28 protein-coding genes are annotated in these 25,442 nt (G+C 72.5%); 26 read left to right on the forward strand and 2 right to left on the reverse strand.

Annotation, left to right across the window (positions count from 1 at the left end; all coding sequences use genetic code 11):
- Positions 1–4: 4 nt before the first annotated feature.
- From rplS to ilvD, 12 genes are all read left to right on the forward strand, one after another.
- Entirely contained in the window at positions 5–598 is a 594-nt protein-coding gene (gene rplS / locus AC1UE4_RS03110; protein ID WP_482915762.1) for a 50S ribosomal protein L19, read from the forward strand.
- Positions 598–1,212, forward strand: coding sequence for a signal peptidase I (gene lepB, locus AC1UE4_RS03115; RefSeq protein WP_482915763.1), 615 nt, complete (start codon positions 598–600; stop codon positions 1,210–1,212). Before rplS ends, lepB begins: the two co-directional genes overlap by 1 nt.
- 60 nt (positions 1,213–1,272) lie before the next feature.
- On the forward strand, positions 1,273–1,965 hold the full coding sequence (gene rnhB / locus AC1UE4_RS03120) for a ribonuclease HII (RefSeq protein ID WP_482915764.1): 693 nt from the start codon (positions 1,273–1,275) through the stop codon (positions 1,963–1,965).
- A 69-nt stretch (positions 1,966–2,034) separates the two neighbouring features.
- Complete coding sequence (locus AC1UE4_RS03125; RefSeq protein ID WP_482915765.1) at positions 2,035–3,480, forward strand: M1 family metallopeptidase; 1,446 nt, start codon at positions 2,035–2,037, stop codon at positions 3,478–3,480.
- A 53-nt stretch (positions 3,481–3,533) separates the two neighbouring features.
- Positions 3,534–3,902 (forward strand): YraN family protein, encoded by a 369-nt coding sequence (locus AC1UE4_RS03130; protein ID WP_482915766.1) that lies wholly within the window; start codon positions 3,534–3,536, stop codon positions 3,900–3,902.
- Positions 3,903–5,423, forward strand: a complete 1,521-nt coding sequence (locus AC1UE4_RS03135) for a YifB family Mg chelatase-like AAA ATPase (protein WP_482915767.1) — start codon at positions 3,903–3,905, stop codon at positions 5,421–5,423. It begins immediately after the preceding gene.
- A gap of 169 nt (positions 5,424–5,592) precedes the next feature.
- Positions 5,593–6,582 (forward strand): DNA-processing protein DprA, encoded by a 990-nt coding sequence (dprA, locus tag AC1UE4_RS03140; RefSeq protein WP_482918191.1) that lies wholly within the window; start codon positions 5,593–5,595, stop codon positions 6,580–6,582.
- A gap of 29 nt (positions 6,583–6,611) precedes the next feature.
- On the forward strand, positions 6,612–7,460 hold the full coding sequence (thiD, locus tag AC1UE4_RS03145) for a bifunctional hydroxymethylpyrimidine kinase/phosphomethylpyrimidine kinase (protein WP_482915768.1): 849 nt from the start codon (positions 6,612–6,614) through the stop codon (positions 7,458–7,460).
- Between the two features lie 32 nt (positions 7,461–7,492).
- A complete protein-coding gene (locus AC1UE4_RS03150; RefSeq protein WP_482915769.1) occupies positions 7,493–7,786 on the forward strand; it encodes a hypothetical protein in 294 nt (97 codons plus the stop codon).
- 19 nt (positions 7,787–7,805) lie between these two features.
- Complete coding sequence (locus AC1UE4_RS03155; protein ID WP_482915770.1) at positions 7,806–8,405, forward strand: hypothetical protein; 600 nt, start codon at positions 7,806–7,808, stop codon at positions 8,403–8,405.
- A gap of 9 nt (positions 8,406–8,414) precedes the next feature.
- The gene (locus AC1UE4_RS03160; protein WP_482915771.1) at positions 8,415–9,026 is read left to right on the forward strand and encodes a hypothetical protein; all 612 of its coding nucleotides are present in this window, start codon (positions 8,415–8,417) and stop codon (positions 9,024–9,026) included.
- A gap of 13 nt (positions 9,027–9,039) precedes the next feature.
- On the forward strand, positions 9,040–10,785 hold the full coding sequence (ilvD, locus tag AC1UE4_RS03165; RefSeq protein WP_482915772.1) for a dihydroxy-acid dehydratase: 1,746 nt from the start codon (positions 9,040–9,042) through the stop codon (positions 10,783–10,785).
- Here the strand turns inward: ilvD and AC1UE4_RS03170 are convergent.
- Positions 10,782–11,729: an alpha/beta fold hydrolase gene (locus AC1UE4_RS03170; RefSeq protein WP_482915773.1), complete on the reverse strand. Its 948-nt coding sequence runs from the start codon at positions 11,727–11,729 to the stop codon at positions 10,782–10,784. The genes ilvD and AC1UE4_RS03170 overlap by 4 nt on opposite strands.
- 3 nt (positions 11,730–11,732) lie before the next feature.
- On the opposite strand from AC1UE4_RS03170, the gene AC1UE4_RS03175 reads away from it, so the two are divergent.
- The 4 genes from AC1UE4_RS03175 to AC1UE4_RS03190 are packed head-to-tail and all read left to right on the forward strand — an operon-like array spanning position 11,733 to position 15,271.
- Positions 11,733–12,284: a 5' nucleotidase, NT5C type gene (locus AC1UE4_RS03175; protein ID WP_482915774.1), complete on the forward strand. Its 552-nt coding sequence runs from the start codon at positions 11,733–11,735 to the stop codon at positions 12,282–12,284.
- Positions 12,281–13,090, forward strand: a complete 810-nt coding sequence (locus tag AC1UE4_RS03180; protein ID WP_482915775.1) for a lysophospholipid acyltransferase family protein — start codon at positions 12,281–12,283, stop codon at positions 13,088–13,090. Before AC1UE4_RS03175 ends, AC1UE4_RS03180 begins: the two co-directional genes overlap by 4 nt.
- A 9-nt stretch (positions 13,091–13,099) precedes the next feature.
- On the forward strand, positions 13,100–14,197 hold the full coding sequence (locus tag AC1UE4_RS03185; RefSeq protein WP_482915776.1) for an NAD-dependent epimerase/dehydratase family protein: 1,098 nt from the start codon (positions 13,100–13,102) through the stop codon (positions 14,195–14,197).
- Positions 14,198–14,230: 33 nt separating this feature from the next.
- Positions 14,231–15,271, forward strand: coding sequence for a L,D-transpeptidase family protein (locus tag AC1UE4_RS03190; RefSeq protein ID WP_482915777.1), 1,041 nt, complete (start codon positions 14,231–14,233; stop codon positions 15,269–15,271).
- 10 nt (positions 15,272–15,281) lie between these two features.
- On the opposite strand, the gene AC1UE4_RS03195 is transcribed toward AC1UE4_RS03190, so the two are convergent.
- Positions 15,282–15,563 (reverse strand): hypothetical protein, encoded by a 282-nt coding sequence (locus AC1UE4_RS03195; RefSeq protein WP_482915778.1) that lies wholly within the window; start codon positions 15,561–15,563, stop codon positions 15,282–15,284.
- Between AC1UE4_RS03195 and AC1UE4_RS03200 the strand changes: the two genes are divergently transcribed.
- The 10 genes from AC1UE4_RS03200 (at position 15,562) to AC1UE4_RS03245 (ending at position 25,433) form a co-directional block, all read left to right on the forward strand.
- Positions 15,562–16,470: a tyrosine recombinase gene (locus AC1UE4_RS03200; RefSeq protein WP_482915779.1), complete on the forward strand. Its 909-nt coding sequence runs from the start codon at positions 15,562–15,564 to the stop codon at positions 16,468–16,470. The genes AC1UE4_RS03195 and AC1UE4_RS03200 overlap by 2 nt on opposite strands.
- Before the next feature lie 11 nt (positions 16,471–16,481).
- Complete coding sequence (whiG, locus tag AC1UE4_RS03205; protein WP_482915780.1) at positions 16,482–17,255, forward strand: RNA polymerase sigma factor WhiG; 774 nt, start codon at positions 16,482–16,484, stop codon at positions 17,253–17,255.
- Positions 17,256–17,350: 95 nt separating this feature from the next.
- Positions 17,351–19,432 (forward strand): elongation factor G, encoded by a 2,082-nt coding sequence (gene fusA / locus AC1UE4_RS03210; RefSeq protein WP_482915781.1) that lies wholly within the window; start codon positions 17,351–17,353, stop codon positions 19,430–19,432.
- Positions 19,433–19,513: 81 nt separating this feature from the next.
- On the forward strand, positions 19,514–20,182 hold the full coding sequence (locus AC1UE4_RS03215; protein WP_482915782.1) for a hypothetical protein: 669 nt from the start codon (positions 19,514–19,516) through the stop codon (positions 20,180–20,182).
- Between the two features lie 14 nt (positions 20,183–20,196).
- The gene (locus tag AC1UE4_RS03220; RefSeq protein WP_482915783.1) at positions 20,197–20,406 is read left to right on the forward strand and encodes a hypothetical protein; all 210 of its coding nucleotides are present in this window, start codon (positions 20,197–20,199) and stop codon (positions 20,404–20,406) included.
- 25 nt (positions 20,407–20,431) lie between these two features.
- Complete coding sequence (gene rnhC / locus AC1UE4_RS03225) at positions 20,432–21,325, forward strand: ribonuclease HIII (protein ID WP_482918192.1); 894 nt, start codon at positions 20,432–20,434, stop codon at positions 21,323–21,325.
- 9 nt (positions 21,326–21,334) lie between these two features.
- Complete coding sequence (locus AC1UE4_RS03230) at positions 21,335–21,697, forward strand: hypothetical protein (RefSeq protein ID WP_482915784.1); 363 nt, start codon at positions 21,335–21,337, stop codon at positions 21,695–21,697.
- Positions 21,698–21,733: 36 nt separating this feature from the next.
- Entirely contained in the window at positions 21,734–23,503 is a 1,770-nt protein-coding gene (locus AC1UE4_RS03235) for a glycosyltransferase family 4 protein (RefSeq protein WP_482915785.1), read from the forward strand.
- A complete protein-coding gene (locus tag AC1UE4_RS03240; protein WP_482915786.1) occupies positions 23,484–24,653 on the forward strand; it encodes a serine hydrolase domain-containing protein in 1,170 nt (389 codons plus the stop codon). Before AC1UE4_RS03235 ends, AC1UE4_RS03240 begins: the two co-directional genes overlap by 20 nt.
- Positions 24,654–24,665: 12 nt before the next feature.
- Positions 24,666–25,433: an SAM-dependent methyltransferase gene (locus AC1UE4_RS03245; protein WP_482915787.1), complete on the forward strand. Its 768-nt coding sequence runs from the start codon at positions 24,666–24,668 to the stop codon at positions 25,431–25,433.
- The last annotated feature ends 9 nt before the right edge of the window (positions 25,434–25,442 follow it).

Raw genomic sequence — 25,442 nt, forward strand, 5'->3', positions numbered from 1 at the left:
CCGCATGGCAGGAGTCATCGACACCCTCGAGCGCGCACAGCTGCGCCGCGTCCCCCGGTTCCAGGCGGGCGATCGCGTCCGCGTGCACTTCCAGGTCATCGAGGGCACCCGCCGCCGCACCCAGGTCTTCGAGGGCGTCGTCATCAAGCGCCAGGGCCACGGTGTGCGCGAGACCTTCACCGTCCGCAAGCAGTCCTTCGGCGTCGGTGTCGAGCGGACGTTCCCGCTCCACTCGCCGAAGATCGAGCGCATCGAGGTCGCCGCCCGCGGCGACGTGCGCCGGGCGAAGCTCTACTACCTGCGCGAGCGCGTCGGCAAGCGCGCCCGCGTGCGCGAGCGTCGCTACGTCGGCCCGGAGGAGGTCATCGAGCCGGGTCTGCTGAACGATCCCGTGGCGCAGCTCGAGGCCGAGGCCGCCGCTGCTCCGGAGGCCGTCGACGCCGAGGGCGCCGTCGCCGAGGACACCGCTGCCGAGGCGGCCGAGGCCCGGGTGGAGGAGAGCTCCGCCGACGCTCCGCTCGACGAGCCCAGCGAGGCTCCCGAGGGCGGCGAGCAGGCCTCCGGCGGCGAGACTCCCGCCGACGACCAGCAGGGCTAGTGGCCACGAGGAAGAAGTCGACGGGCAACTCGCTCGTCGAGCTCGTCGTCATCGTCGCGGTGGCGCTCGGGCTGGCTCTGGGCATCCAGGCCTTCCTCGTCAAGCCGTACCGGATCCCGAGCGAGTCGATGGTCCCGACGCTCGAGATCAACCAGCGCGTGCTGGTCAACCGGATCGGCAACAACTTCAGCGACCCGTCGATCGGCGACATCATCGTCTTCCACCCGCCGAGCGGGGCCGTGGACGGCAACGGGATGTCCTGCGGCGTGCAGGTGTCCGAGCGGCAGATCTGCCCGCAGCCGACGGACGAGAAGGCCGACGTGAACTTCATCAAGCGCGTCATCGCGGGACCCGGCGACAAGCTGCAGATCCGCGACGGCCACGCGATCGTGAACGGCAAGGCGCTGAAGGAGCCCTACGCCGAGGAGTGCGGCAGCGGATCGGGCTGCACCTACGACGGCGAGATCACGGTCCCGAAGGACCACTACTTCATGATGGGCGACAACCGGGGCGCGTCGGACGACAGCCGCTTCTGGGGGCCCGTCCCGCGGGACTGGATCATCGGCGAGGCCTTCGCGACGTACTGGCCGCCGAACCGCATCGGGCTCCTCTAGGGCTTCAGCCCGCACTTTCCGCGATCTTCGGCTCCGGCTCTCGCCGGTTCCTCGGTCATCATGGACGGCGCCGTGGCCGCCACCGTCGCTCCACCCGCTCCCAAGCGCCCCTCCCGCTCGCAGGGCCGCAAGCTCTTCATCCACGACCGCAAGTTCGGCGTGCGGTTCGTCGCAGGCGCCGACGAGGCCGGCCGCGGCTGCCTGGCCGGCCCGCTCGTGGCGGCGGCGGTGCTCTTCGACCTCGAGCGGCTCTCGCCGCGCGACGTCCGCGCGCTCGGGAAGCTCAACGACTCCAAGCAGCAGACCGAGGAGTCGCGCGAGGAGCTCTACCCGATCGTCATGCGCATCGCGACGAAGGTCAGCGTCGTGTCGCGGTGCCCGCGGCGGATCGACACGCGCGGGCTGCACCGGACGAACCTCGATGCGCTGCGCGAGTCGCTGTGCCGCGTGGCGGTGCCGGGCGTGCTGTGCCTCAGCGACGGGTTCGCGCTCGGCAAGGACTTCCCGCACCCGTGCCGCCCGATCGTCGACGGCGACACCAAGAGCGCCGCGATCGCCGCGGCGTCGATCGTCGCGAAGGTGACGCGCGACCGGTACATGCGGCGGATCCACGTCGAGCACCCGGACTGGGGCTTCGACTCCCACGTCGGGTACTCGACGCCCGAGCACCGCGAGGCGATCAGGCGCAGCGGCGTCTCCCCGCTGCACCGGATGTCGTTCCAGTCGCTCGCGTATCAGCAGCTGACGCTCTGAGTTCGTCGTTCACGCTTGCTCAGCGCAGCGTGTACGGTCGGCTCTTCCGATCGCAGGAGGGCCCTTCCGTTGCCGAATCTTCGTCTCGCCGCCGCCGCGCTCGCCGCGATCGTGGCCTGTGCACTGCCGTCGGCCGCCTCGGCCGCGTTCACCGCCGGGTCCGCCGGCGTGGACGACCCGTTCTTCCCGAGCGCCGGGAACGGCGGGATCGACGTCCTCAACTACAAGCTCGCTCTCGACTTCACGCCGTCCACGCGGCTGCTCAAGGGCACCGCGACGCTGTCGGTCAAGGCGACGCAGGACCTGTCGCGGTTCAACCTCGATCTGCGCGGCTTCACGCTCGGGACCGTGACCGTCGACGGGCGCGCCGCGAAGGTCGCGCGGTCCGGCACGCACGAGCTGCAGATCACGCCGGCGGCTCCGATCCGCAAGGGCTCGGGCTTCACCGTCGTCGTGCCGTACTCGGGCGTGCCGAAGACCGTCATCGACCCGGACGGGTCGTCCGAGGGCTTCGTCTACACCGACGACGGCGTGGTCGTGGTGAACGAGCCGCAGGGCTCGCCCGGCTGGTACCCGGCGAACGACACGCCGCGCGACAAGGCGACCTACGACGTCTCCATGACCGTGCCGGCCGGCTTGAAGGCGATCGGCAACGGGTTGCTGGCGTCGCAGTCGTCGTCGGGCGGTCGCTCGACGTGGCGCTGGCGCGAGACGTACCCGATGGCGCCGTACCTCGTGACGATCACCGTCGGCGAGTTCGACGTGACGACCGGGACGACGCCGGGCGGGATCCCGACGTACATCGCGGTCGACCCGCAGCTCGCCTCGTCCGCGGCCGCGAACATGCGCAAGCTGCCCGGGATGGTCGACTTCCTCGTCGAGACGTACGGCGCGTACCCGTTCGAGAACGCGGGCGCGATCGTCGACGACGCGCCGTCGCTGGGCTACTCGCTCGAGACGCAGACCAAGCCGGTCTTCGCGTACGCGCCCGACGAGGTGACCGTGCTGCACGAGCTGTCGCACATGTGGTTCGGCGACGCCGTGACGCTGCGGCAGTGGCCGGACATCTGGCTGCACGAGGGCTTCGCGACGTGGTCGGAGTGGTACTGGACCGAGCGCCAGGGCAACAAGACCGCCTCGCAGGAGCTCCATCAGCTGCTCGGCACGCCGGCCTCCCAGTCGTGGTTCTGGAACCCGCCGCCGGGCGATCCGGGCGATCCGGCCGATCTCTTCGACGGCACGATCTACGTCCGCGGTGGGATGACCTTGCAGGCCCTGCGCGAGCGGATCGGCGACCCGAAGTTCTTCGCCCTGCTGCGCGGGTGGTACTCGGCGTACAAGTACGGCAACGCCTCGACGCCCGAGTTCGTCTCCATGGCGTCCCAGATCGCCGGCGAGGACCTCAGCGGCTTCTTCCAGACGTGGCTCTACACGCCCGGCAAGCCGGCGGGCATCGCCGACACGACGACCTCGGCTGAGGCGTACGCCCAGGTCGCCGCGCACGGCCGCAACTGAGTCGACGCACTTCTCAGCACTCATGACACGCCGGCGGCCTCACAGTCGCCGGCGTGCCTTCCACCGACCCCCGACACGTCCTGGGCCGCGCGGCCGAGGACCTCGCCGCGACGCATCTCGAGCGGCTCGGCTACCGCGTCGTCGCGCGCAACCACCGGACGCGCTACGGCGAGATCGACCTCATCGCGTGCGACGACGAGACGCTCGTCTTCGTCGAGGTCAAGGCGCGCCGGGGCGCGGGGCGGCCGTGGGACAACCTGCACGAGCGCAAGCGCAAGCAGGTGCGCCGCATGGCCGCCGCCTACCTCATCGAGGTGCCCGACCGCCCGCGGGCGCGCGAGCTGCGCTTCGACGCGATCGGCGTCACGGTCGACGCCACCGGCGCGCTCGTCGCGCTCGACCACCTCGAGGGGGCGTTCTGAGTGCTGTCGAGCGTCATCACCTTCGCCATCGACGGCATCGAGTCGCGGCGCGTCACGGTCGAGGTCGACGTCCGCCTCGGGCTGCCGGCGTTCTCGATCGTCGGCCTCGGCGACAAGGCGGTCCGCGAGGCGCGCGAGCGAGTCCGCGCCGCGATCCTCAACTCCGGCTTCGAGTTCCCCCAGAAGCGCATCACGGCGAACCTCGCCCCGGCCTACCTCCGCAAGGCCGGCCCCGGCTTCGACCTCGCGATCGCCGTCGGCATCCTCGCCGCCAGCGACCAGCTCCCGCCCGAGGCGCTCGCCCGCTGGGCCGTCTTCGGCGAGCTCTCCCTCGGCGGAGAGCTCCGCCCCTGCGGCGGGACGCTCGCCGTCGCCGAAGGCGTCGCCCGCAGCGGCATGGCCGGCCTCGTCGTCCCGCGCGCCCGCGGCCCCGAAGCCGCCCTCGTCCCCGGCATCGAGGTCGCCGCGCTCTCGACGCTCGGCGAAGTGGCCGGCGTCCTCACCGGTGAGCTGCCGGTGCCGCCGACCGCCTCGGCGGAGACGCTTGCGACGCATCCGGTCGAGGAGCCTCTGCTCGACCTCGGCGACGTCCGCGGCCACGACGACGTCATCCGCGGTCTCGTCGTCGCGTCGGCCGGTGCGCACAACGTCCTCATGAAGGGCCCGCCGGGGACGGGCAAGACGATGCTGGCGCGCCGCGTCCCGTCGCTGCTGCCGCCGCTGCTCGAGCGCGAGGCGCTCGAGGTCACGCGCATCCACAGCGTCGCCGGCCTCGCGCCCGGCTCGGGCCTCGTGACGCAGCGGCCGTTCCGCGCGCCGCACCACACGATCTCGGCCTCGGGCCTCGTCGGCGGCGGCTCGACCCCGGTGCCCGGCGAGGTCTCGCTCGCCCACAACGGCGTGCTCTTCCTCGACGAGCTCTCCGAGTTCTCGCGGCCGCCGCTCGAGGCGCTGCGCCAGCCGCTCGAGGACGGCCGCGTCGTCATCGTGCGCGGCCAGCGCGTCGCGATCTACCCGACGCGGTTCATGCTCGTCGCCGCGACGAACCCGTGCCCGTGCGGCTACTACGGCGAGCGGCGCTGCAAGTGCGGCGAGACCCAGCTCGCGCTGCATCGCCGCAAGCTCAGCGGCCCGCTCCTCGACCGCATGGACATCATGGTCTCGGTCGGCCGCCCGACGGCCGAGCAGCTCGCCGGCGCCGGCCCCGCCCAGCGGTCCGCGGACGCCCGCGCCCAGGTCCTCGACGCCCGCGAGCGCCAGCTCCACCGCCAGGGCATGCTCAACAGCGAGCTATCCGTCGCCGGCCTGCGCCGCCACGCCGGCATCGACGGAGGCGGCGAACGCATGCTCACCGAGGCCTACGAGCGCGGGACCCTCAGCGCCCGCGGCCACCACCGCGTGATGAGGGTCGCGCGAACCGTCGCCGACCTCGCCGGCGCCGACCGCATCTCCGGCGCCCACGTCGCCACCGCCCTGAGCCTGCGCTTCGAGACCGGCGCGCACCGCGAGGAGGCCGCGTGAGCGCGCCTCTCGGCCGCTCTCGGCGCGGGGCCGGGTCCCTCCGCCCATCACCGACCGGATCGGAACCTCGGTGACGAGTTGCGAGTCGTGTCTTCGCCGGTGCGATCTGATCGCGCGCCTCTCCGGGCGGATCGAGATCGCGCGGCATGACGAGCAGCGGTTGCCGGAGGTGCTGGCGCTGCCCGAGGAGGATCTCCTCTCGGCGCTCGACGGCGATGGCGTCGTTCGTCGGGCGTGGCAGCGATTCGACGTCTCGGCGGCGCGGCGGGCGGTCGCGGAGGCGGGGCTGGTGGCGGTGTGCCGTCATGACGACGCGTATCCGCCGCGGCTTCTGCAGGCGCGGGACGCTCCGGCGGTGCTGCACGTCGGCGGCTCTCTGCGCGCGCTCGCGCGGATCGCTGACGAGGACGAGCGGTCGGTGGCGATCGTCGGGACGCGGCGGCCGACGGCGACGGGGTTGGACGTCGCGCGGGCGCTCGGGCGCGATCTCGCCGCGGCCGGCGTGCCGGTGATCAGCGGCATGGCGCTCGGGATCGACTCGGCCGCGCAGACCGGAGCCGTCGACGCCGGCGGCCTCAGCGTCGCGGTGCTCGCGGGCGGCGCCGACGTCGCCTATCCGCGCTCACGCCGCGACCTGCACCGGCGGCTGCTCGAACGCGGGCTCGTCGTGTCGGAGGCGCCGCCGGGAGCGCGGCCGTGGCGCTGGTCGTTCCCGGCGCGCAACCGGATGATCGCCGGGCTCGCCGACCTGACCGTCGTGGTCGAGGCGGCCGAGCGGTCCGGCTCGCTCATCACCGCCGACCTCGCCCTCAAGCTCGGCCGGGAGGTCGCCGCCGTCCCGGGCTCCGTCACGTCTCCGCCAAGCGCCGGCGCGAACGCCCTGCTGCGCGACGGCGCGACGGTCGTCCGCGGCGCGCAGGACGTCCTCGACGCGCTCTTCGGCGTCGGCGCCGCCCCGGCCGTGCACCGCGTGGGCGAGCACCTCGAACCGGAGCTCGCCACCGCCCTCGAAGCCGTCGCCTCCGGCAACGCCACCGCAGGAGCCCTCGCCGCCGCGACCGGCTTCTCGATCGACGACGCGTTCATCGCCCTCTCGCGGCTCGAGGTGCGAGGGCTCCTCCGTCGTCGGGAAGATGGCCACTACCTCGTGGCGTTGTGACCTGGCGGCGGCGGGCTACCGTGGGGCTCGTGACCGATCGGCCCGTTCCTGTCGTGCTCTCCATCGCCGGGTCGGACTCCGGCGGCGGCGCCGGGATCCAGGCGGACCTGAAGGCGTTCGCGCGTCAGGGGGTTCACGGGACGACGGCGATCACGGCGCTGACCGCGCAGAACACGATCGGCGTGACCGCGGTGCATCCGGTGCCGCCGGAGATGGTCAAGGCGCAGATCCGCGCGGTGGCCGAGGACATGGGCGTCGACGCCGTGAAGATCGGGATGCTCGGCGACGCGGCGACGATCGAGGCGGTCGCCGAGGCGCTGGGCGAGCTGCCGCACAGCACGCCGGTCGTCATCGACCCGGTGATGGTGGCGGAGTCCGGCGCGCGGCTGCTGCAGCGCGACGCCGAGGACGCGCTCGCGCACGTGCTCATCCCGCGGGCGACCGTCGTCACGCCGAACGTCCCCGAGGCCGGTGCGCTCACCGGCCTGCCGGAGACCGCTACTGCGCAGGAGCTCGTCCGGGCGGTGCACCGGCTCGGCCCGGCGTACGCCATGGTCACCGGCGGCCACCGCGACGAGGTCACCGACCTGGTGTTCGACGGCGCGACGATCACCGAGATCCCGGGGGAGCGTCACCCCGACGGCGCCGCGCACGGATCGGGGTGCACGCACTCGAGCACGCTGGCCGCGCGGCTCGCGCTCGGCGACGACGTCGTCACCGCTGCCCGCCACGCCAAGCGCGTCGCGGCCGAGGCCGTCCGCGACGGCCTCCGGGAGCTCGGCGCCGGCGCCGGCCCCGTCGACGTCCTCGGGCTCGAGCGCCGCCGCGCGTCAGAAGATGACGGAACCCGCCGGGAGGGCCTCCCGGCTTTGCCATAATCACGCTCGTGAAGTCCGGTGGCGGAGAGGTCGTGCATGGTCGGGAGGAGACCCGGCCGGCGGCTGCACGCCGCCACCTCAAGTTCCTGCGCATGAAGCCGGGCCACGGCGAGGTCCTGATCGCCGAGGGCGACCCCGAGGTCTCCGAGGACGAGCAGGCGCTCATCGAGGCGTTCCGCGCGCAGCTCGACGTCGGGATGTGGGCCGCGGTGCCGCTCACGGGCACGGCCGGCCGCCGCGAGGCGCAGATGGTCAAGACGTACGACGAGATCCCCACCGACGCCGACCGCGTGATCTTCTTCCCGCGCGCCGCCGGCGGCTGCTGAGCACACGGAGCGAACGACCGTGCTGCTCGCCCTCAGTGCCACCGCGATCGTCATCGTGGTGCTCCTCTGGGAGGTCATGATGCCGCGCGTCGAGGAGTGGCTCGACCGCCGCCGCGCCGGCCGCCGCCGCGTCCCCGGCTACGACCACGACCCCGGCCGCGAGCGCCGGGCCGAGCAGCGCGCCCGCGCCCTGCTCAAGTCGTGCGTCAACGAGGAGGAGTGGGCGATGTACCGCGACCTCGGGTTCATCCGGGTCTGGGGCCGCGCGGGCAACGAGGGCGTCGAGTACGGCTACCTCATCTACCCGCACAAGCCGATCCTCGCCTACCTCCCGCAGACCGGCGTGCTGCTCAACGAGTACTGCGTCGAGTTCCCCGACGAGACCCGCCCGTACGGCAGCACGCGCCTGCCCGACTCCGACGACGTCCTCGCGAAGTGGATGGCGCTGACGGGCGACGAGCGCCGGCTGATCAACACCGCCAACATGCACCTGCCCGGCCGCCAGGTCGACCCGAAGCAGGTCCGCCGCGACCTCTGGCGCCTCGGCCAGTGGGAGCGCCAGCGCCTCGGCGACGACCGCCGCCGCAACGCCGGTTCCTCCAGCAGCCAGCCCGCGTAACGAGCAGCAGTGGCGAGCCTCCTCACGCTGCCGCTGCGGGCGCTCGCCCTGCCCGCCGTCATCGTCGACGAGCTGCGGCGGCTCAACGAGAACATGGTCGACGTCGTCACGACGCTCCGCCAGCTGCAGGCGCCGAACGGACCGCTCAGCCGCATCGTCGACGTCTCCGAGACGCTCGAGCGCCTCGCGAACCTCGACGAGAGCCTGCGCCAGCTCGGCACGCTCGACCAGACGCTCGAGCGGATCGCCGACGTGGGCACCAGCCTCGAGGAGCTCGCGAAGGTGGGGGAGAGCCTCGAGCAGCTCGCCGCCGCGGCCGACAGCCTCGACCGCATTGCTTCGGCGGGCGAGCATCTCGGCACGCTCGCGCAGGCGACGGAGTCGCTGCCCGAGCTGACGACCGCCGCGAAGACCCTGCCCGAGCTGCCCGCGCGCGTCCGCGCCGTCGAGGAGCTCGTCACCCGCGCCGTCGGCAACCTCGACCGGCTGCAGCCGACGCTTGACCAGCTCGGCAGCCAGGTCGGCCAGCTGCAGCAGGTGATCGACGGGCTCGGCGAGGCGCTCGATCCGATCGGCCGGCTGGCCGGACGGGTCCCCGGCGGCCGCGCGGTCCGCCGGTAGCATCGCGGGACCGATGAGCTTCGATGTCAAGCACAAGTCCCGCGCGCTGACGGAGGGCCCGGCCAGGGCCGCCGCGCGCTCCTACCTCCACGGCATCGGCTTCGACGCCGAGTCGCTCAGCAAGCCGATCATCGGCGTCGCCCACTGCTGGATCGAGACGATGCCGTGCAACTTCACGCACCGCGCGCTCGCCGCGAAGGTCAAGGAGGGCATCCGCGAGGCCGGTGGCACGCCGATGGAGCTCAACACGATCGCCATCTCCGACGGCGTCACGATGGGCACCAGCGGCATGAAGACGAGCCTCGTCAGCCGCGAGGTCATCGCCGACTCGATCGAGCTCGTCGCGCGCGGCCACCTCTTCGACGCGATCGTCTGCATCAGCGGCTGCGACAAGACGATCCCCGCGACCGTCATGGCGATGGCGCGCCTCGACATCCCCGGCGTGATGCTCTACAGCGGGTCGATCCACCCGGGCCGGTTCGAGGGCCGCGACGTCTCGATCATGGAGGTCTTCGAGGCGGTCGGCAAGCACGCCGTCGGTCAGATGAGCGACGAGGACCTCGCCGAGCTCGAGCGCGTCGCCAGCCCCGGCGCCGGCGCCTGCGGCGGCCAGTTCACCGCGAACACGATGGCGATGGCGTTCGAGGTGCTCGGCATCAGCCCGATGGGATCGAGCATGGTCCCGGCGGAGGACGGCAAGAAGGCGCAGGTCGGCGTCGAGACCGGCAAGCTCGTGCTCGACGTGCTCAAGCGCGGCCTGCGCCCCAGCGACGTCATCACTCGCAAGAGCCTCGAGAACGCGATCGCCGCCGTCGCCACCAGCGGCGGGTCGACGAACGCCGTGCTCCACCTGCTCGCGGTCGCGCGGGAGGCGGGCGTCGAGCTCGACATCGACGACTTCGATCGCATCGCCCAGTCGACCCCGCTGACGTGCGACCTGCGCCCCGGCGGGCGCTACGTCGCCACCGACCTCTACGCCGCCGGCGGCGTGCCGGTCGTGGTCAAGCGCCTCAAGGAGGGCGGCTTCCTCAACGAGGACGCGATCACGGTCGAGGGCGTCACGATCGGCGAGCACGCCGACAGCGCCGAGGAGACGCCCGGCCAGGACGTCGTGCGCCCGCTCGGCGACCCGCTCAAGGCCACGGGCGGCCTCGCGATCCTGCGCGGCAACCTCGCACCCGGCGGCAGCGTCGTGAAGCTCAGCGGCCACGAGCGCCGCTTCCACAAGGGCCCGGCGAAGGTCTTCGACGGCGAGGAGGCGGCGATGGCGAGCCTGCTCGCCGGCGGCATCGAGGAGGGCGACGTCGTCGTGATCCGCAACGAGGGCCCCGCCGGCGGCCCCGGCATGCGCGAGATGCTCGCCGTCACCGCGGCGATCAACGGCGCCGGCCTCGGCTCGCACGTCGCGCTGCTCACCGACGGGCGCTTCAGCGGCGCGACGCACGGCTTCATGGCCGGCCACGTCGTCCCGGAGGCGGTCCACGGCGGCCCGATCGCCGCGATCCGCGACGGCGACGAGATCACCATCGACGTCGACCAGCGCCGGATGGACGTGGCGCTGAGCGACGGCGAGATCGCCGACCGCGTCGCCGCCTACACGCCGCCGCCGAACCCCGACGCGACCGGCGTGCTGGCCAAGTACGCCGCGCTCGTCAGCAGCGCGAGCGAGGGCGCGGTGACGAACCCGTCCGCGCCGGGGCACCCCGGCGAGACGACGGTCGAGCCCGAGGTCGGGCCCGTCGTCGAGCCCGCGCCCTAGGCCGCGTCGGAGTCCTCCGCCTCGACGCCCGCGGGCTCCGGCTCGCGGGCGCCGGCCGCCGCGGCGACCCGCTCGACCTCCGACGACGGCTGCGCCGCGAGGAACCGCCGCAGGTCGGCGTTGAAGCGGCCCGGCCGCTCGAGCATCGGGACGTGGCCCGTGTCGTCGTAGATCACGAGCTTCGAGTCGCTGATGAGCCGGTCGAACTCGTACGCGTCCTTGACCGGCACGAGCCGGTCCTTCGGTCCCCACACGATCAGCGTCGGGCACGCGATCTCCGCCAGCCGGTCGCGGATCGGGTAGTCGGTCAGCGCGTCGAGCGCGGGCACGAAGCCGGGCTTGTTCGCCCCGCTCATCTGCTCCCTGACGATCGCGGGGTCCAGCTCGTCGGGATGGGCGGCCACGAACCACATGAGCACCTTGCGGCCCCTCCGGCGCCGTATGAGCGCCTCGGACTTCGACAGGAAGTGGGCCATGAGGAACTGCGCCGTGTTCTCGGTGACCTCGAGGAGCCGCAGGACCCGCTCGTCGCGCTGGTCCTCGATCGACAGGCCGGCGGCGGAGACGAGCACGAGCCGCTCCACCCGGTGGGGGAACTTGATCGCCGTCTCGGCCGCGATGAACCCGCCCATCGAGTTGCCGACCACGGCCGCGGCCTCGATGCCGAGCTCGTCCATCAGCGCATCCAGCCAGCGCCCGTAGCCCGAGATCGAGATCTTCTCCGTCGGCATCGGCGACGCCCCGAAGCCGGGCAGGTCGACCGCGATGCAGCGGTGCGACTCGGCGAAGACGGGGAGCTGCTCGAGCCAGTTCTGCCAGCAGCCGGACAGGCCGTGGACGAAGACGAGGGGAGGGCCGTCCCCCATGTCGAGCACGTTCGCCGGGCTACCTTGGACGTCGACCCACTTCAGGTGATCGCGCCACGTGATCTCGGTCCACCTCATCGCATGAAGCTTGCCATCGACATCGACTCGACGCTGCATCACTACTGGGACGACTTCGCCGCCGCGGCGAAGCGCCGGTTCGGCGTCAGCCTGCCCTACGACGAGCAGGTCACCTGGGCGATCGAGCGCCTCAAGCCCGAGCAGCTGAAGGCCTGCATCGCCGAGACGCACGCCCCCGACGTGGTCCTCAACGCCGAGCCGTACCCCGGCGCCGTCGAGGTCGTCCGCCGCTGGCACGAGGCCGGCCACTGGATCCACGTGACCAGCCACCGGGCCGTCGACGCGCACGACCACACCGCCGACTGGCTGCACCGGATCGGCCTGCCGTTCGACGACCTCCACTGCTCCTACGACAAGATCACCCGCGCCCGCGAGCTCGGCATCGACGTCCTCATCGACGACAGCCCCGTGAACCTCCGCGGCGCGCTCGACGCGGGCATGGTCGCCGCCACGCTCGTGCACCCGTGGAACCGGGACATCATCGAGGAGGAGGACGTGGTCGCGGCCGGGGACTGGGACGAGCTCGAGCGCAAGCTGGCACCGTTCCTGGCGTGACGACGGACCTCGAACCCCGCCGCGACCTCCTGCCCGGCCTCGAGCCGGAGCGCCGCCTGACCGACTGGGGCCGCTCCGAGCGCGTCGAGGGCCTGCTCGACCGGACGGTCTACGACTTCCTCTACAAGCTCTGGTTCCGCGTCGACGTGGAGGGCATCGAGCACGTCCCCGCAGATGGCGGCGCGCTGCTCGTCTCCAACCACGCGGGCGCGCTGCCGCCGGACGCCGCGATGATCGCCAAGGCGATCAAGGAGGAGCACAGCCGGCCGCGGCCGCTGCACCTCACCGTCGAGCACTTCTTCAAGGGCTATCCGGGCTTCAGCATGCTGATCCCGAAGCTCGGCGGCGTGGCGGCGCATCCCGCGAACGTGCACCGGCTGCTGTGCGACGAGCAGCAGCTCGTGCTCGTCTTCCCCGAGGGGGCGAAGGGGACCGAGAAGCTCTTCAAGGACCGCTACCGCCTGCGCCGCTTCGGCCGCGGCGGGTTCGTCAAGGCGGCGATGAAGGCCAAGGCGCCGATCGTGCCCGTGGCGGTCGTCGGCGCCGAGGAGGCCCAGCCGGTCTTCGCGCAGATCACCGCGCTCAAGCGGCTGACGGGGCTCATCTACGCGCCGGTGAGCCCGCTCTTCTACCTGCCGGCGAAGTTCACGATCCGCTTCCTCGAGCCGATCCCGACCGACGACCTGCCCGCCGACGCGTGGGAGAACCGGGCGCTCGTGCAGACCTACGCGCAGGAGGTCCGCGCGCGGATCCAGGAGCAGCTGTTCGACATGGTCGGCAAGCGCGAGTCGGTCTGGTTCGGGTAGGGAGACCGCATGCGACTGCTGATCACCGGGCTCTCGACCTACTGGGGCGGCCGCCTGGCGCAGTCGCTCGAGCGGGACCCGTCGGTCGAGGCGATCATCGGGATCGACCGCAGGCCGCCGAAGGTCGCGCTCGAGCGCACGGAGTTCGTCCAGGTCGCCGACGCCCACAGCCTCATCCGGCGCATCGTGCAGGCGGCGGAGATCGACACGGTCATCGACACGCGGCTCGTCGTCGACTCGACGGTGACGTCGCCCAAGCGCGCGCACGAGAACAACGTCATGGGGACGACGAACATCCTCGCGGCGTGCGGCGGCGACGACACGTGCGTCAAGCGCTTCGTCTTCAAGTCGAGCGCGCACTTCTACGGCGCCGAGCAGGACGACCCCGCGTTCTTCACCGAGGAGATGCGCCGGCCGCACCCGGCCCGCACGCGGCTGGAGAAGGACATCGTCGAGGCCGAGGAGGCCGTCCAGGGGTTCGCCCACTCGCAGCCGGACATCAAGGTCTGCATCCTGCGCTTCACGAGCGGCATCGGCCCGAGCATGCGCAACCCCGTGACGCGTCTGCTGCGCCTGCCGGTCGTCCCGGGGATCCTCGGGTTCGACCCGCGCACGCAGCTGATCCACGAGGACGACATCGTCGGCGTGCTCGAGCACGCGGCGCGCAACGACCTGGAGGGCGTCTTCAACGGCGCCGCCGACGGCGTGCTGGCGTGGAGCGAGATCTGCAGTCTGCTCGGCAAGCCGTACGCGCCGGTGCTGCCGCCGTGGGGGACGGGGCTCGTCGCGCCGCAGCTCAAGCGGCTGGGGGTCGAGCTGCCGCCCGAGATCGTCCAGCTCCTGCGCTTCGGGCGCGGGCTGGACAACCGCCTCATCAAGGAGACGGGCTACCGCTTCCGCTACACGACGCGCGAGGCGGTCCTGAAGTTCCGCGAGGGCCTGCGGCTCGAGCCGATGCTCGACACCGGAACCGACGGCTACCGCTACGAGCGCGAGGTGGAGGAGTTCCTGCGGTACAGCCCGAGCGTCCGCGGCTCCGGTTCGAGATTGCGCAACTTGGCGCCCGGAGAGCACGCAGAGGAGCTTGCAGCGCTTCCTGACCCTTGATCAGCGGCATACACTCGCCGACACCTGAAGCGTATGCGTCCGAGGTCCTTCATAGGCGTCGCCGTTGCGATCGCACTTCTCTGCATCGGCGCCGCCGCCGTCTACGCGTACGACCACGGTCGGGAGGACAAGATCGCGAAGGGCGTCCGGGTCGGCGGGATCGACCTGTCCGGCATGCACGCCCCCGAGGCGCGGGCCAAGCTGCAGGCCGAGCTGCTGCAGCCGCTCTCCTCGCCGGTCACCGTCCGGGCGCGGGGCAAGACGTTCCACCTGACCGCCCGCGAGGCGAAGATCGCAGCGAACATCGACGAGATGGTGCGCGAGGCGGTCGCCAGGGGCCGCGACGGCAACATCCTCAGCCGCACGTTGCGCGGCGTGACCGGCGGCGAGGTCCATGCGAACCTCCAGCCGAAGGTGACGTACTCGAGCGAGGCCGTCGGCAGGCTCGTCTCGCGCGTGCGCCGGCACGTCGACAGCGAGGCCAAGGACGCCTCCGTGCAGTTCACCGCCGCCGGGCTGCAGACCGTCAAGGGCCACACCGGCTACGCGGTCGACCGGGCGAAGCTGCGCACGCGGGTCGAGGCGGCGCTGCTGCGCCCGGGCGAGAACCAGCGGATCGTCCACGCGAGGGTCCGGAAGGTGCAACCCGAGGTGACGACCGACGAGCTCGCCTCGAAGTACGGCACGGCGATCATCGTCGACCGCGGCTCGCACGTGCTGCGGCTCTACAAGGACCTGCGGCTCGAGAAGACGTACCCGATCGCCGTCGGCATGGCGGGGCTCGAGACGCCCGCGGGGCTGTACGACATCGAGAACAAGCAGGTCAACCCGTACTGGCACGTCCCCGACTCCGATTGGGCGGGGGACCTCGCGGGCCAGGTGATCCCGCCGGGCCCGACGAACCCCATCAAGGCGCGCTGGATGGGCATCATCGGCGGCGCGGGCATCCACGGCACCACTGACGACGCGTCGATCGGCTCCAACGCCTCGCACGGCTGCATCCGGATGCACATCCCGGACGTCATCGACCTGTACGACCGCGTGCCCGTGGGCTCGGCGGTCTACATCGCCTGATCGGTCTTAGCTACGCTTCCGGGGGCGCGATGTCCCCGACCTCGACCTCCTCCCAGCCCTTCTCGAGCAGGGAGGCGTAGTGGTCGCTGTGTCGAAGGACCAGCGTGCCGATGAACACGCTCTTCTCCCGGCGCCGCAGGACGGCGTACCACATGGTCGTCGCGTCGTTCGTGCCCTGGATGCGATGCCACGGCCGCGGCGGCGCATCGACCCCGTTCGCGATCCCCGCGTCCACGAGCTGACGGTGCGTTGCGATGCGCCCGGTCGACGTGTCGATGAAGAAGACCGCCATGGAGGCTGACCGTAGCGGCGCGCGCTGGGCGGAAGCCCTGCGCCTGTTCGACGCCGACCTGCGCCGGCGCGGCGCCGCCGAGAAGACGCGGCGCGCGTACGCGACCGACCTCGGCCAGCTCGCCACGTGGGCGCGCGCGCAGGGCGTCGCGCCCGAGGACGTCGACATGAAGTCGCTGCGGCGCTACGCGGCGCGCCTCGGGGACTCGCGCCCGCAGGCGAGCACCGTCGCCCGCAAGCTCGCGGCCATCCGCGCGTTCTTCAGAGTGATGCGCGAGCACGGGTGGGTGGCGCACAACCCCGCCGAGCTGCTGCCGGCGCCGAAGCGCCCGGCCAAGCTGCCGCGCGCGCTCAAGCCCGACGAGGTCGCGGAGCTGCTCGACCGGATCCCCGCCGCGAGCCCGCTCGAGATGCGCGACCGGGCGCTCTTCGAGCTCGCCTACGCGTGCGGCCTGCGGGCCGAGGAGCTCGTCAACCTCGACGTCGGATCACTCGACTTCGACGCCGAGGAGGTCCGCGTGGAGGGGAAGGGGCAGAAGACTAGGGTGGTACCCGTGGGCGAGGCGGCGGCCCGGTCGCTGTCGCGGTACCTCGAGCGGGCCCGGCCCGCGCTGGCCGCCGGCGACGGCGAGGCCGCCCTGTTCCTCTCGAAGTCCGGCAAGCGCCTGTCCACCTCGGATGTCAGGCGGCGCCTGAGAACGTGGGAGCGCCAAGCCGATGCGAGCGGTGATCTGTCGCCCCACGCGTTGCGCCACAGCTTCGCGACTCATCTTCTGGAGGGAGGAGCCGACTTAAGGGCCATCCAGGAGCTACTTGGACATTCGTCAGTGTCAACGACGCAGATCTACACGCGAGTAGACTCAGCGCGGCTCAGGTCCGTGTACGCCCGGAGCCATCCGCGGGCCTGAGGGGGCCGACTTTGGAGACCAACGTCAAGGCAATCGAGCTACGAGACCTCTGGCGCCGCTACAAGGCGACGGGGGACGTGCAGGCCCGTGAGCGCCTCGTGGTCGCGTACTCCCCGCTGGTCAAGTACGTCTCGGGTCGCATGGCGTCCGGTCTGCCCGCGCACGTCGAGGAGTCCGACCTGATCTCGTACGGGCTCGTCGGCCTCATCAGCGCGATCGAGCGGTTCGACCTCGATCGCGAGATCAAGTTCGAGACCTACGCCATCACGCGCATCAAGGGCGCGATCATCGACGAGCTGCGGTCGCTCGACTGGGTGCCCCGCTCCGTCCGCTCCCGCGCGCGAGAGATCGAGCGCGCCAACTCCAAGCTCGAGCACCAGTACCAGCGCGCGCCCACCGACGAGGAGATGGCGACGGAGCTGAACATCTCCGTCGACGAGTTCCAGGAGTCGCTGCTCCAGATCTCCAACTCGACGGTCGCCGCGCTGGATGAGCTGTGGACCGTCTCGGACTCGTCCGGCGACCAGGTCTCGCTGCTCGACACCCTCCAGGACCCCGACGCCCCGGACCCCTCCGAGGTCATGGACGCGACGGACCTCAAGGACCGCGTCGCCGACGCGATCGCCCGCCTCCCCGAGCGCGAGAAGCTCGTCGTGGCGCTCTACTACTACGAGAACCTCACCCTCCGCGAGATCGGCGAGGTCCTCGGCGTGACCGAGTCCCGCGTCTCCCAGCTGCACACGAAGGCGGTCCTCCGCCTCCGCTCCCGCCTCGCCGGCGAGTAGCCGGCCGTCCGGGCCTCCGCAGGGAGGTGGCGGGTCGTGACGATCGTCGTTAGCGTTGCGCACTCGCTCTGCCCCGAGGCAAAGGAGGTCAGGTCGTGCACCACCGTGCCGATCGCATCCGCAACGTCGCCCTGGTCGGTCACCGCGGAAGCGGCAAGACGTCGCTGAACGAGGCGCTGCTCTTCCAGGCCGGGGCGATCAACCGCTTGGGCTCGGTCCAGGAAGGGACGACTGCCTCCGACCAGGAGCCCGACGAGCAGCAGCGGCAGATGTCCATCTCCGCGACTGTCGCCTCGTTCGAGTGGGACGACCGGAAGATCAACCTCATCGACACGCCCGGCGAGCCCAGCTTCGTCGCCGATGCGCTCGGGTCGCTGCGCGTGTGCGAGTCCGCGGTGTTCGTCGTCAACGCGGTCATGGGCGTCGAGGTCAACACGCAGCGCCTCTGGGAGCGCGCGGAGGAGCTCGACATCGCGCGGCTGATCTTCGTGAACATGCTCGACCGCGAGCGGGCCGACTTCTTCCGCACGCTCGAGTCGCTGAAGAACGCGTTCGGCCGCCACGTCGTCGCCACGGAGATCCCCATCGGGAGCGAGCACGAGGTCCGCGGCGTCATCGACCTCGTCGACATGAAGGCCTACGAGTACGAGGACCAGTCCCCACCCACCCGGGACAACTGCAAGGAGATCCCGATTCCCGACGAGCTGCTGCCGCAGGCCGAGCAGTACCGCGAGCAGCTCATGGACGAGGTCTCCGAGGTCTCCGAGGCGCTCATGGAGCGCTACCTCGAGGGCGACGAGATCTCGCACGACGAGATCGTCACCGCCCTCAAGGACGGCACCAACCACGGCGACATCTTCCCGGTCACCTGCGGCGTGGCGACGAAGAACCTGGCGACGAACCGCCTCCTCGACGCGATCGTCGAGGACCTCCCGTCGCCGGTGAAGCACGGTGCGCTGGAGCTGCCGGAGGTCACCCTCGAGCCCGACGAGAGCGCGCCTCTGTACGCCTACGTCTTCAAGACGCGCGCCGACCCGTTCGCAGGACGCATCAACCTCTTCCGCGTCTACCAGGGCGTCATGCACCACGACAGCCAGGTGCTCAACACGCGCGCGCACAGCAAGGAGCGCATCGGCCAGCTGCTGACCTCGCACGGTCGCGACAACGAGTCGGCCGACGAGTTCGGGCCCGGCGACATCGGCGCCGTCGCGAAGCTCAAGGAGACGCGCGCGGGCGACTGGCTCGCCGACCGCGACGAGCCGATCCGCATGCCGGCGATCAAGCTACCCGCCCCGGTCATGGCGTTCGCGATGACGCCGAAGTCCAAGGGCGACGAGGACAAGGTCTTCACCGCCCTGCGGCGCCTGCAGGAGGAGGACCCGACGATCGACCTGCACCGCGACGAGCAGACGGGCGAGCAGATCGTCGCCGGCCTCTCGCAGATGCACGTCGAGGTCATCGTCGACCGCCTGCGGGAGCGCTTCGGCGCCGAGGTCGAGCTCAAGCCGCCGCGGGTCCCCTACCAGGAGACGATCCGCCGGCCGGCGAAGGCCCACGGCCGCCACAAGAAGCAGACCGGCGGGCGCGGGCAGTTCGGCGACTGCCACATCGAGATCGAGCCGCTCCCGGAAGGCGACGGGTTCGAGTTCGTCGACCAGATCAAGGGCGGCGTCATCCCGCAGGGCTTCATCCCCGCGGTCGAGAAGGGCGTGCGCGACGCGATGGCCAGCGGTCCGATCGCGGGCTGCCCGGTCAAGGGCGTGCGCGTGAAGCTCACCGACGGCTCGTACCACACGGTCGACTCGTCCGAGCAGGCCTTCCGCATGGCCGGCTCGATCGCCATGAAGGAGGCCATGGCGAACGCGGGAGCGGTCCTGCTCGAGCCGATCATGATGGTCACGCTCGCCGTCCCCGAGGAGTCGGTCGGCGACGTCATCGGCGACCTCAACAGCCGCCGCGGCCGCCCGCAGGGGATGGAGCCGGCGGGCCTGATGACGGAGATCAAGGCCGAGGTCCCGATGAGCGAGATGCTCGCGTACGCGCCCGACCTGCGGGCGCTCACGGGCGGGCAGGGGGACTACACGATGGAGCTCCTGCGCTACGAGGAAGTGCCGCAGCACATCGCCCAGAAGGTGGTCAGCAAGACCCGCGAGGAAGAGGGCGCGGGGGTCGCATAGAGCGTTGCTTGGCGCGACCGAGCCGTTGCTACGCTCGATCGCGCCTTGACGCGGAAGTCGATCACCACTTCGCATGCGGCCGTGGCGTGCGATGTCTGCGGACGCACGCTCCTGCGCGGCGAGCAGTTCGACGTGTTCCTCTCCGGAGGCGCGCGCCGGATGGTCTGCGAGCTGTGCACCGCGCGCGCGACGCACGAGGGCTGGATCCGCGAGGGGCTCGACCTCTCGGCGGGCGCCCGGCGCAGCGGCGACGGCCGTCGGCGCTCGCTGCTCGGCCGCCTGCGCCCGCGCCGCGAGAACGGCCACGAGGCGCTGCCCGCCCGCGGTGGCGAGCGGCTGCTCGAGGCGATGGCCGCCGCCGACCCGCGCGTCCAGCGCTCCGACGAGGTCGCGCCCGCCTACGAGCCGCCGCGCAACGTGCACGCCGTTCCCACGAACGCTGAGCTGAAGATGACCCGCGCGTTGGAGCTCTTCAACGGCTCCCAGCACCCGCGCACCGTCGCCGGCGTGTCGCGCTCGCTCGGCCGCCCGCTCGTCGCGGTCCGGCCGTCGGCAACCGAGGGCAGCGTCGTCGGCATCACCGTCGCGTGGGAGCTGTCGTGGTACCGCTACGAGGTCGACCTCGCCGACGAGGCGGCGGGCGTCCGCGTCATCGCGCAGGGCACCGAGCTGACCGAGCTCGACGACGTCGACCGGGTGCCGAACGGCGCGGCCGACGACACCGGCAGTCTTGCGCTCGCCGCTGCGTAGAATCCGTAGTACCGATGATCTACTGCGTCGTCCCTCAGGAGCTCGCGCCGGAGCTGTACGACCGGCTCAACGACTACTACGCCGAGGACCCGAACGTGAAGGTCATCATCGATCGCCGCCAGGCCGAGCGCCGCGGCGACGAGGTGGCCGGCGGCCAGCGGACGATCCGCGACCGGCGCCGCGCCCGCATCCCCGGCGAGTTCCCGCCGATCGACGCTGAGTAGGGTCGGCTCCGACCGCCGGCAGGCCCTGCGCGAGGCGCTCGAGCGCTCCGGCGCGACGCAGCGCGAGGCGAAGGGCAGCGGGGAGGTCTGGCGCTACGAGCTCGATGGCGCGACCGTCACGCTGTGGCGCACCGGCACGGTGCGCGTGCAGGGCAAGGGGGAGGGAGCGCCGCTGCTGCAGGCGCTCGTCGACGACTTCTCGGTCCCGGCCCCGGATCCGGGCGGCGCGGAGGCGCGCGCGACGACGGCGATGGCGGGGCTGGAGCGCGACCGGCCGTGGGTCGGCATCGACGAGTCGGGCAAGGGCGACTACTTCGGGCCGCTCGTCAGCGCGGCGGTGCTCGTCACGCCGGCGGCGGCCGCGGAGCTCGAGGCGCTCGGCGTGCGCGACTCGAAGAAGCTCACCGACAAGCGCGTGCGCGCGCTCGCGCCCGAGATCCGGCGCCGCACGCGGCACACCCGCACGACGCTCGCGCCCCCGCGCTACAACGACCTCTACGCCCAGTTCCGCCGCGAGGGCAAGCGCCTCAACCAGCTGCTCGCGTGGGCGCACGTGCGGTCGCTGACCGAGCTGCTGGAGGGCGAGGGGGAGCGGCCGGCGTACGCGATCGTCGACCAGTTCGCCGATGCGCGCGTCATCGACCGCGCCGCGAAGGACCGCGTGGGCGGGCTGCGGATCGTGCAGTTCCCGCGCGCCGAGGCCGACGTCGCGGTGGCCGCCGCCTCGATCCTCGCGCGCGAGGCGTTCGTCGACTGGCTCGAGCGCGCGGGCGCCCGCGTCGGTGCGGACCTGCCGCGCGGCGCCTCGCCGCAGGTCGTCGCCGCCGCCCGGGGGCTGGCGGCGCGGGGCGGGCGCGACCTGCTCGGCGAGGTCGCGAAGCTGCACTTCGCGACGACTGACACCGTGCTCACCGGGTAGGTCCCCGGCATGGCCCAGAACGCGAGTCGCAGAGCAGAGCCCGTCATCCTTTCCGAGCTCGTCCGCCGCGCCGCCGCGATCGTCGATCCGGACAGCGGCGACGCGGTCGTCGCCGAGTTCGAGCAGCGCTACGAGGACGCCGACGATCCCGTCACGGGCATCGACAACCTCGAGGAGCGGATCGGCTTCGGCGCCGACGAGGACCCCTCGGTCATCATGGCCCAGGCCGTCGTCCTCTACCTCGCGCACCGCCGCGACCAGATCGACGACGACGACGAGGAGATCCTCTCGCTCGCCGCCCGGGCCGAGTTCGCCGGCGACCCGCCGCTGCCGGTCCAGGACTGGCTGGCGGACCGGGGCGTGCGCGTCTAGCACGCCCGCCGCGGCCGGGCGCGTAGCGTGTTCGGCGTGCCGACCACCGCCGCTTCGCCGCGCGCGCACGCCGAGGTCGAGCGCCTCACGCTCGACGGGACCGTGCTGCGGATCGACGGCGCGCTCGCCCGGCTGGCCGGCGAGCCGCCGGGCGACGCGACCCTCGTGGCGGTCCGCCGCGGCGACGGGGAGCGCGTCGACGCCGAGGTCGTCCTTGACGGCGCGAGCTTCGCCGCGACGCTCGACCTCGCGCGGCTCCGGCCCGCCGGCGAGGAGACCGAGTGGTGGGAGCTGTCGCTCCTGGTCGCCGGCGGGGCGCGCCTGCGGCTGGCGCGACGCCTCGACGACGTGCCCCATCGCCACGAGGCGTACGTCTTCCCGGCGCTCGAGCTGCCGGGCCGCCGGCTGCGCCCGTACCTGACTCAGCGCTCGAACCTCGCGGTGCGGTCCGTCACCCCGCGGGCGCGCCCGCTTGCACGCACGGTGCCTGACCCCGTTGTTGCGCCGGAGGCTCCGCCGCGGCCGCCCGTGCTGCGGCGGGCGGCGCACCGCGTGGCGTTCGCGCTCGCCGGGTGGCGGTTGCGGCGCCGCGCGCCCGGCCCGGCGCCGAGCGGCCGCCCGCGGATCACGTTCCTGCTGCTGAACGCGTGGGGGATGGGCGGGACGGTGCGGACGACGCTCAGCCTCGCCGGCCAGCTCGCCGAGCGCCACGACGTCGAGGTCCTGAGCGTCGTCCGCAACGCCGAGGACCCGTTCTTCCGCTTCCCGCGCGGCGTGCGCGTCACCGCCGCGCACGACCTGCGCGAGGGCGTCGGGGCGCAGCGCGGCCCGCGCGGCCGGCTGCGGGGCTGGCTCTCGCGACGGGGCAGCGTCCTGTTCCACCCGGCCGACCGCGGGGCGAACAAGGTGTCGCTGTGGACCGACCGGTTGCTGCTGCAGCGGCTGGCGGCCGTACCCGCGGGAACGCTGGTGGCGACCCGGCCGGCGCTCGGGCTGCTCGCCGCCGCCGCCCGCCGGCCCGGCCGCGGCGCCGTCGTCGCCGAGCACATGAACCTCGACAGCCACGCGCCCGACCTGCGCGCGGCGATCCTGCGCACGTACCCCCGGGCCGACGCCGTCGTCGTGCTCACGGACGACGACCGCGCGACGTACGAGCGCGTCGCCGGCGACGCGATCCGGCTCGAGCGCATCCCCAACGCCGTGCCGGTGATGCGGTCGAGCGCGCTCGCGGCGCTCGAGCGCCCGGTCGTCATCGCCGCGGGGCGGCTCGTGCGGCAGAAGGGCTTCGACCGGCTCATCCCCGCGTTCGCGCGCGTGGCCGAGCGCCACCCGGACTGGACGCTGCGGATCTTCGGCGACGGCCCGCAGCGCCGGCGGCTGCGGCGGCTCGTGCTCGAGCACGGCCTCTCGAACCACGTCGTCCTGCCCGGCGCGGTCAAGCGCCTCGGCGTGCAGATGGAGCGCGCGTCGGTCTACGTGCTCAGCTCGCGCTTCGAGGGCCTGCCGATGGTGATGCTCGAGGCGATGGGCAAGGGGCTGCCGGTCGTGAGCTTCGACTGCCCGACGGGGCCCGGCGAGATCATCGAGGACGGCGTCACGGGGCTGCTCGTGGCCGACGGCGACGAGCAGGCGCTCGCCGATGCGCTCGTGCGCCTCATCGAGGACGCGGACGAGCGGCGCGCGCTCGGCGCGGCCGCGGCGCGCAAGGCGGGCGAGTTCTCGCTCGAGGCGATCGCGGGCCACTGGGACGCGCTGCTGGGCGAGGTCGCTGGTACCGTCGCCGCCCATGTCCCTCCCCGCGCTTGACGAGCTGCTCCGGACCGCGGTCGACAAGGGAGCCGCTCCCGGCTTCGTCGCCACGGTCGTGTCCCCCGACGGCGTCCTGTACGAGGGCGCCGCCGGCGAGGCCGAGGGCCGGCCGTTCGACCAGGACACGACGTTCGCGATCGCGTCGATGACGAAGGCGATGACGAGCGTCGCCGCGCTGCAGCTCATCGAGCGCGGCGAGCTCTCGCTCGACCAGACCGTCGAGTCGGTGCTGCCGGAGTTCGGCAAGCTGCAGGTGCTCGAGGGCTTCGACGGCGACACGCCGCGGCTGCGCCCGCCGGCGACGAAGCCGACGATCAAGCAGCTGATGACGCACACGTCCGGCCTGAGCTACTGGTTCGCCCACGCGGACCTGCTGCGCTGGCACGAGCTGACCGGCAACCCCGACCCGCTGAGCGCCAAGCGCGCGTGCATCGAGATCCCGCTCGTGCACGACCCGGGCCAGGTGTGGGAGTACGGGGTGAGCACCGACTGGCTCGGGCAGGTCGTCGAGAAGCTGAGCGGGCAGACGCTCGACGCGTACCTCTCCGAGCACGTGTGGGGTCCGCTCGGCATGACGCGCTCCGGGTTCCACCCGACCGAGGACGTGCTCGCCCGGCGGATGCCGCTCATGAGCCGCGGCGAGGACGGCAGCCTCGTGCCGAACGACCTCGAGTTCCCGGCGGAGCCGGAGATCCAGCTCGGCGGCGGCGGGGCGTTCTCGACCGCGCACGACTACGGCCGCTTCCTGCGGATGCTGCTGCGCGGCGGCGAGCTGGACGGCGCGCGGATCCTCGAGCCCGCGACGTGCGAGCTGCTGTTCACCGACCACCTCGACGGCGTCCCGCTGCCGGACACGATGGAGTCGGCGCGGCCCGACCTGACGAACCCCGTGCCGAAGCTGCCGTTCGAGCAGGGCTGGGGCCTCGGGCTGAACCTCGTCCTCGAGGACATCCCCGGCATGCGGCGTGCGGGCACCGGCAACTGGGCGGGCCTGTTCAACTGCTACTTCTGGGTCGACCGGTCGAGCGGGATCGCCGCCGCGCTGATGACGCAGGTGCTGCCGTTCTTCGACCTCGGCGTCGTCGAGACGCTCGTCGGCTTCGAGATGGCGGTGTACGCGAACCTCGCCGCGCCGGCGCCGGCCTGAGGCTCCGCTTCAGTGCCGGCCGAGCGCGACCGCATCACCCACATCACCCACGGCGCCCTCGCCCTCCACAACCCGGTCGCGCCGGCGAAGCTCGACGAGACGCTCGACCGCGTCGACCTGCGCGCCGGCGACCGGGTGATCGACATCGGCTGCGGGCAGGCCGAGGTGCTCCTCCGGCTGCTCGAGCGCCACGCGTCGCTCGGGCTGTCGGCGATCGGCAACGACCTGTCCGAGCCGGCGATCCTCGCGGGCCGCGAGCGCGCCGCGCAGCGGGTCCCGGACGCCCAGCTCGAGCTGCGCTGCGAGGCCGCGGCGGCGACGCCGCTGGAAGCCGGGGCGTTCGGGCTGGGGATCTGCATCGGCTCGAGCCACGCGCTCGGCGGCCTCGAGCCGACGCTGGCGCGGCTGGCCGAGCTCGCCCGCCCCGGCGGGTTCGTGCTCCTCGGCGACGGCTACTGGCGGTCCGACCCGCCGGACGAGTACCTCGAGGCGCTCGGCGGCGCGACGCGCGACGAGCTGCCGGAGCTGTCAGGGCTGCACGCCGCGGGCGCGGCGGCCGGTCTGCGGCCGGTGTGGACGATCACGAGCAGCGAGGACGACTGGGACCGCTACGAGTGGTCGCTGATCGCCAACGGCGAGCGCTGGGCGTTCGAGCACCCGGACGACCCGCTCACGCCGCCGTTGCTGGAGTGGGTCGACCGCGCCCGGCGGCGCTACACGGGCCCCGGCGGGCGCTCGTCGCTCGGGTTCGCGCTCGTCCTGTTCCGGCGGCCCGCCTAGCGGGCAGCC

The organism is Parviterribacter kavangonensis, from assembly GCF_056863335.1.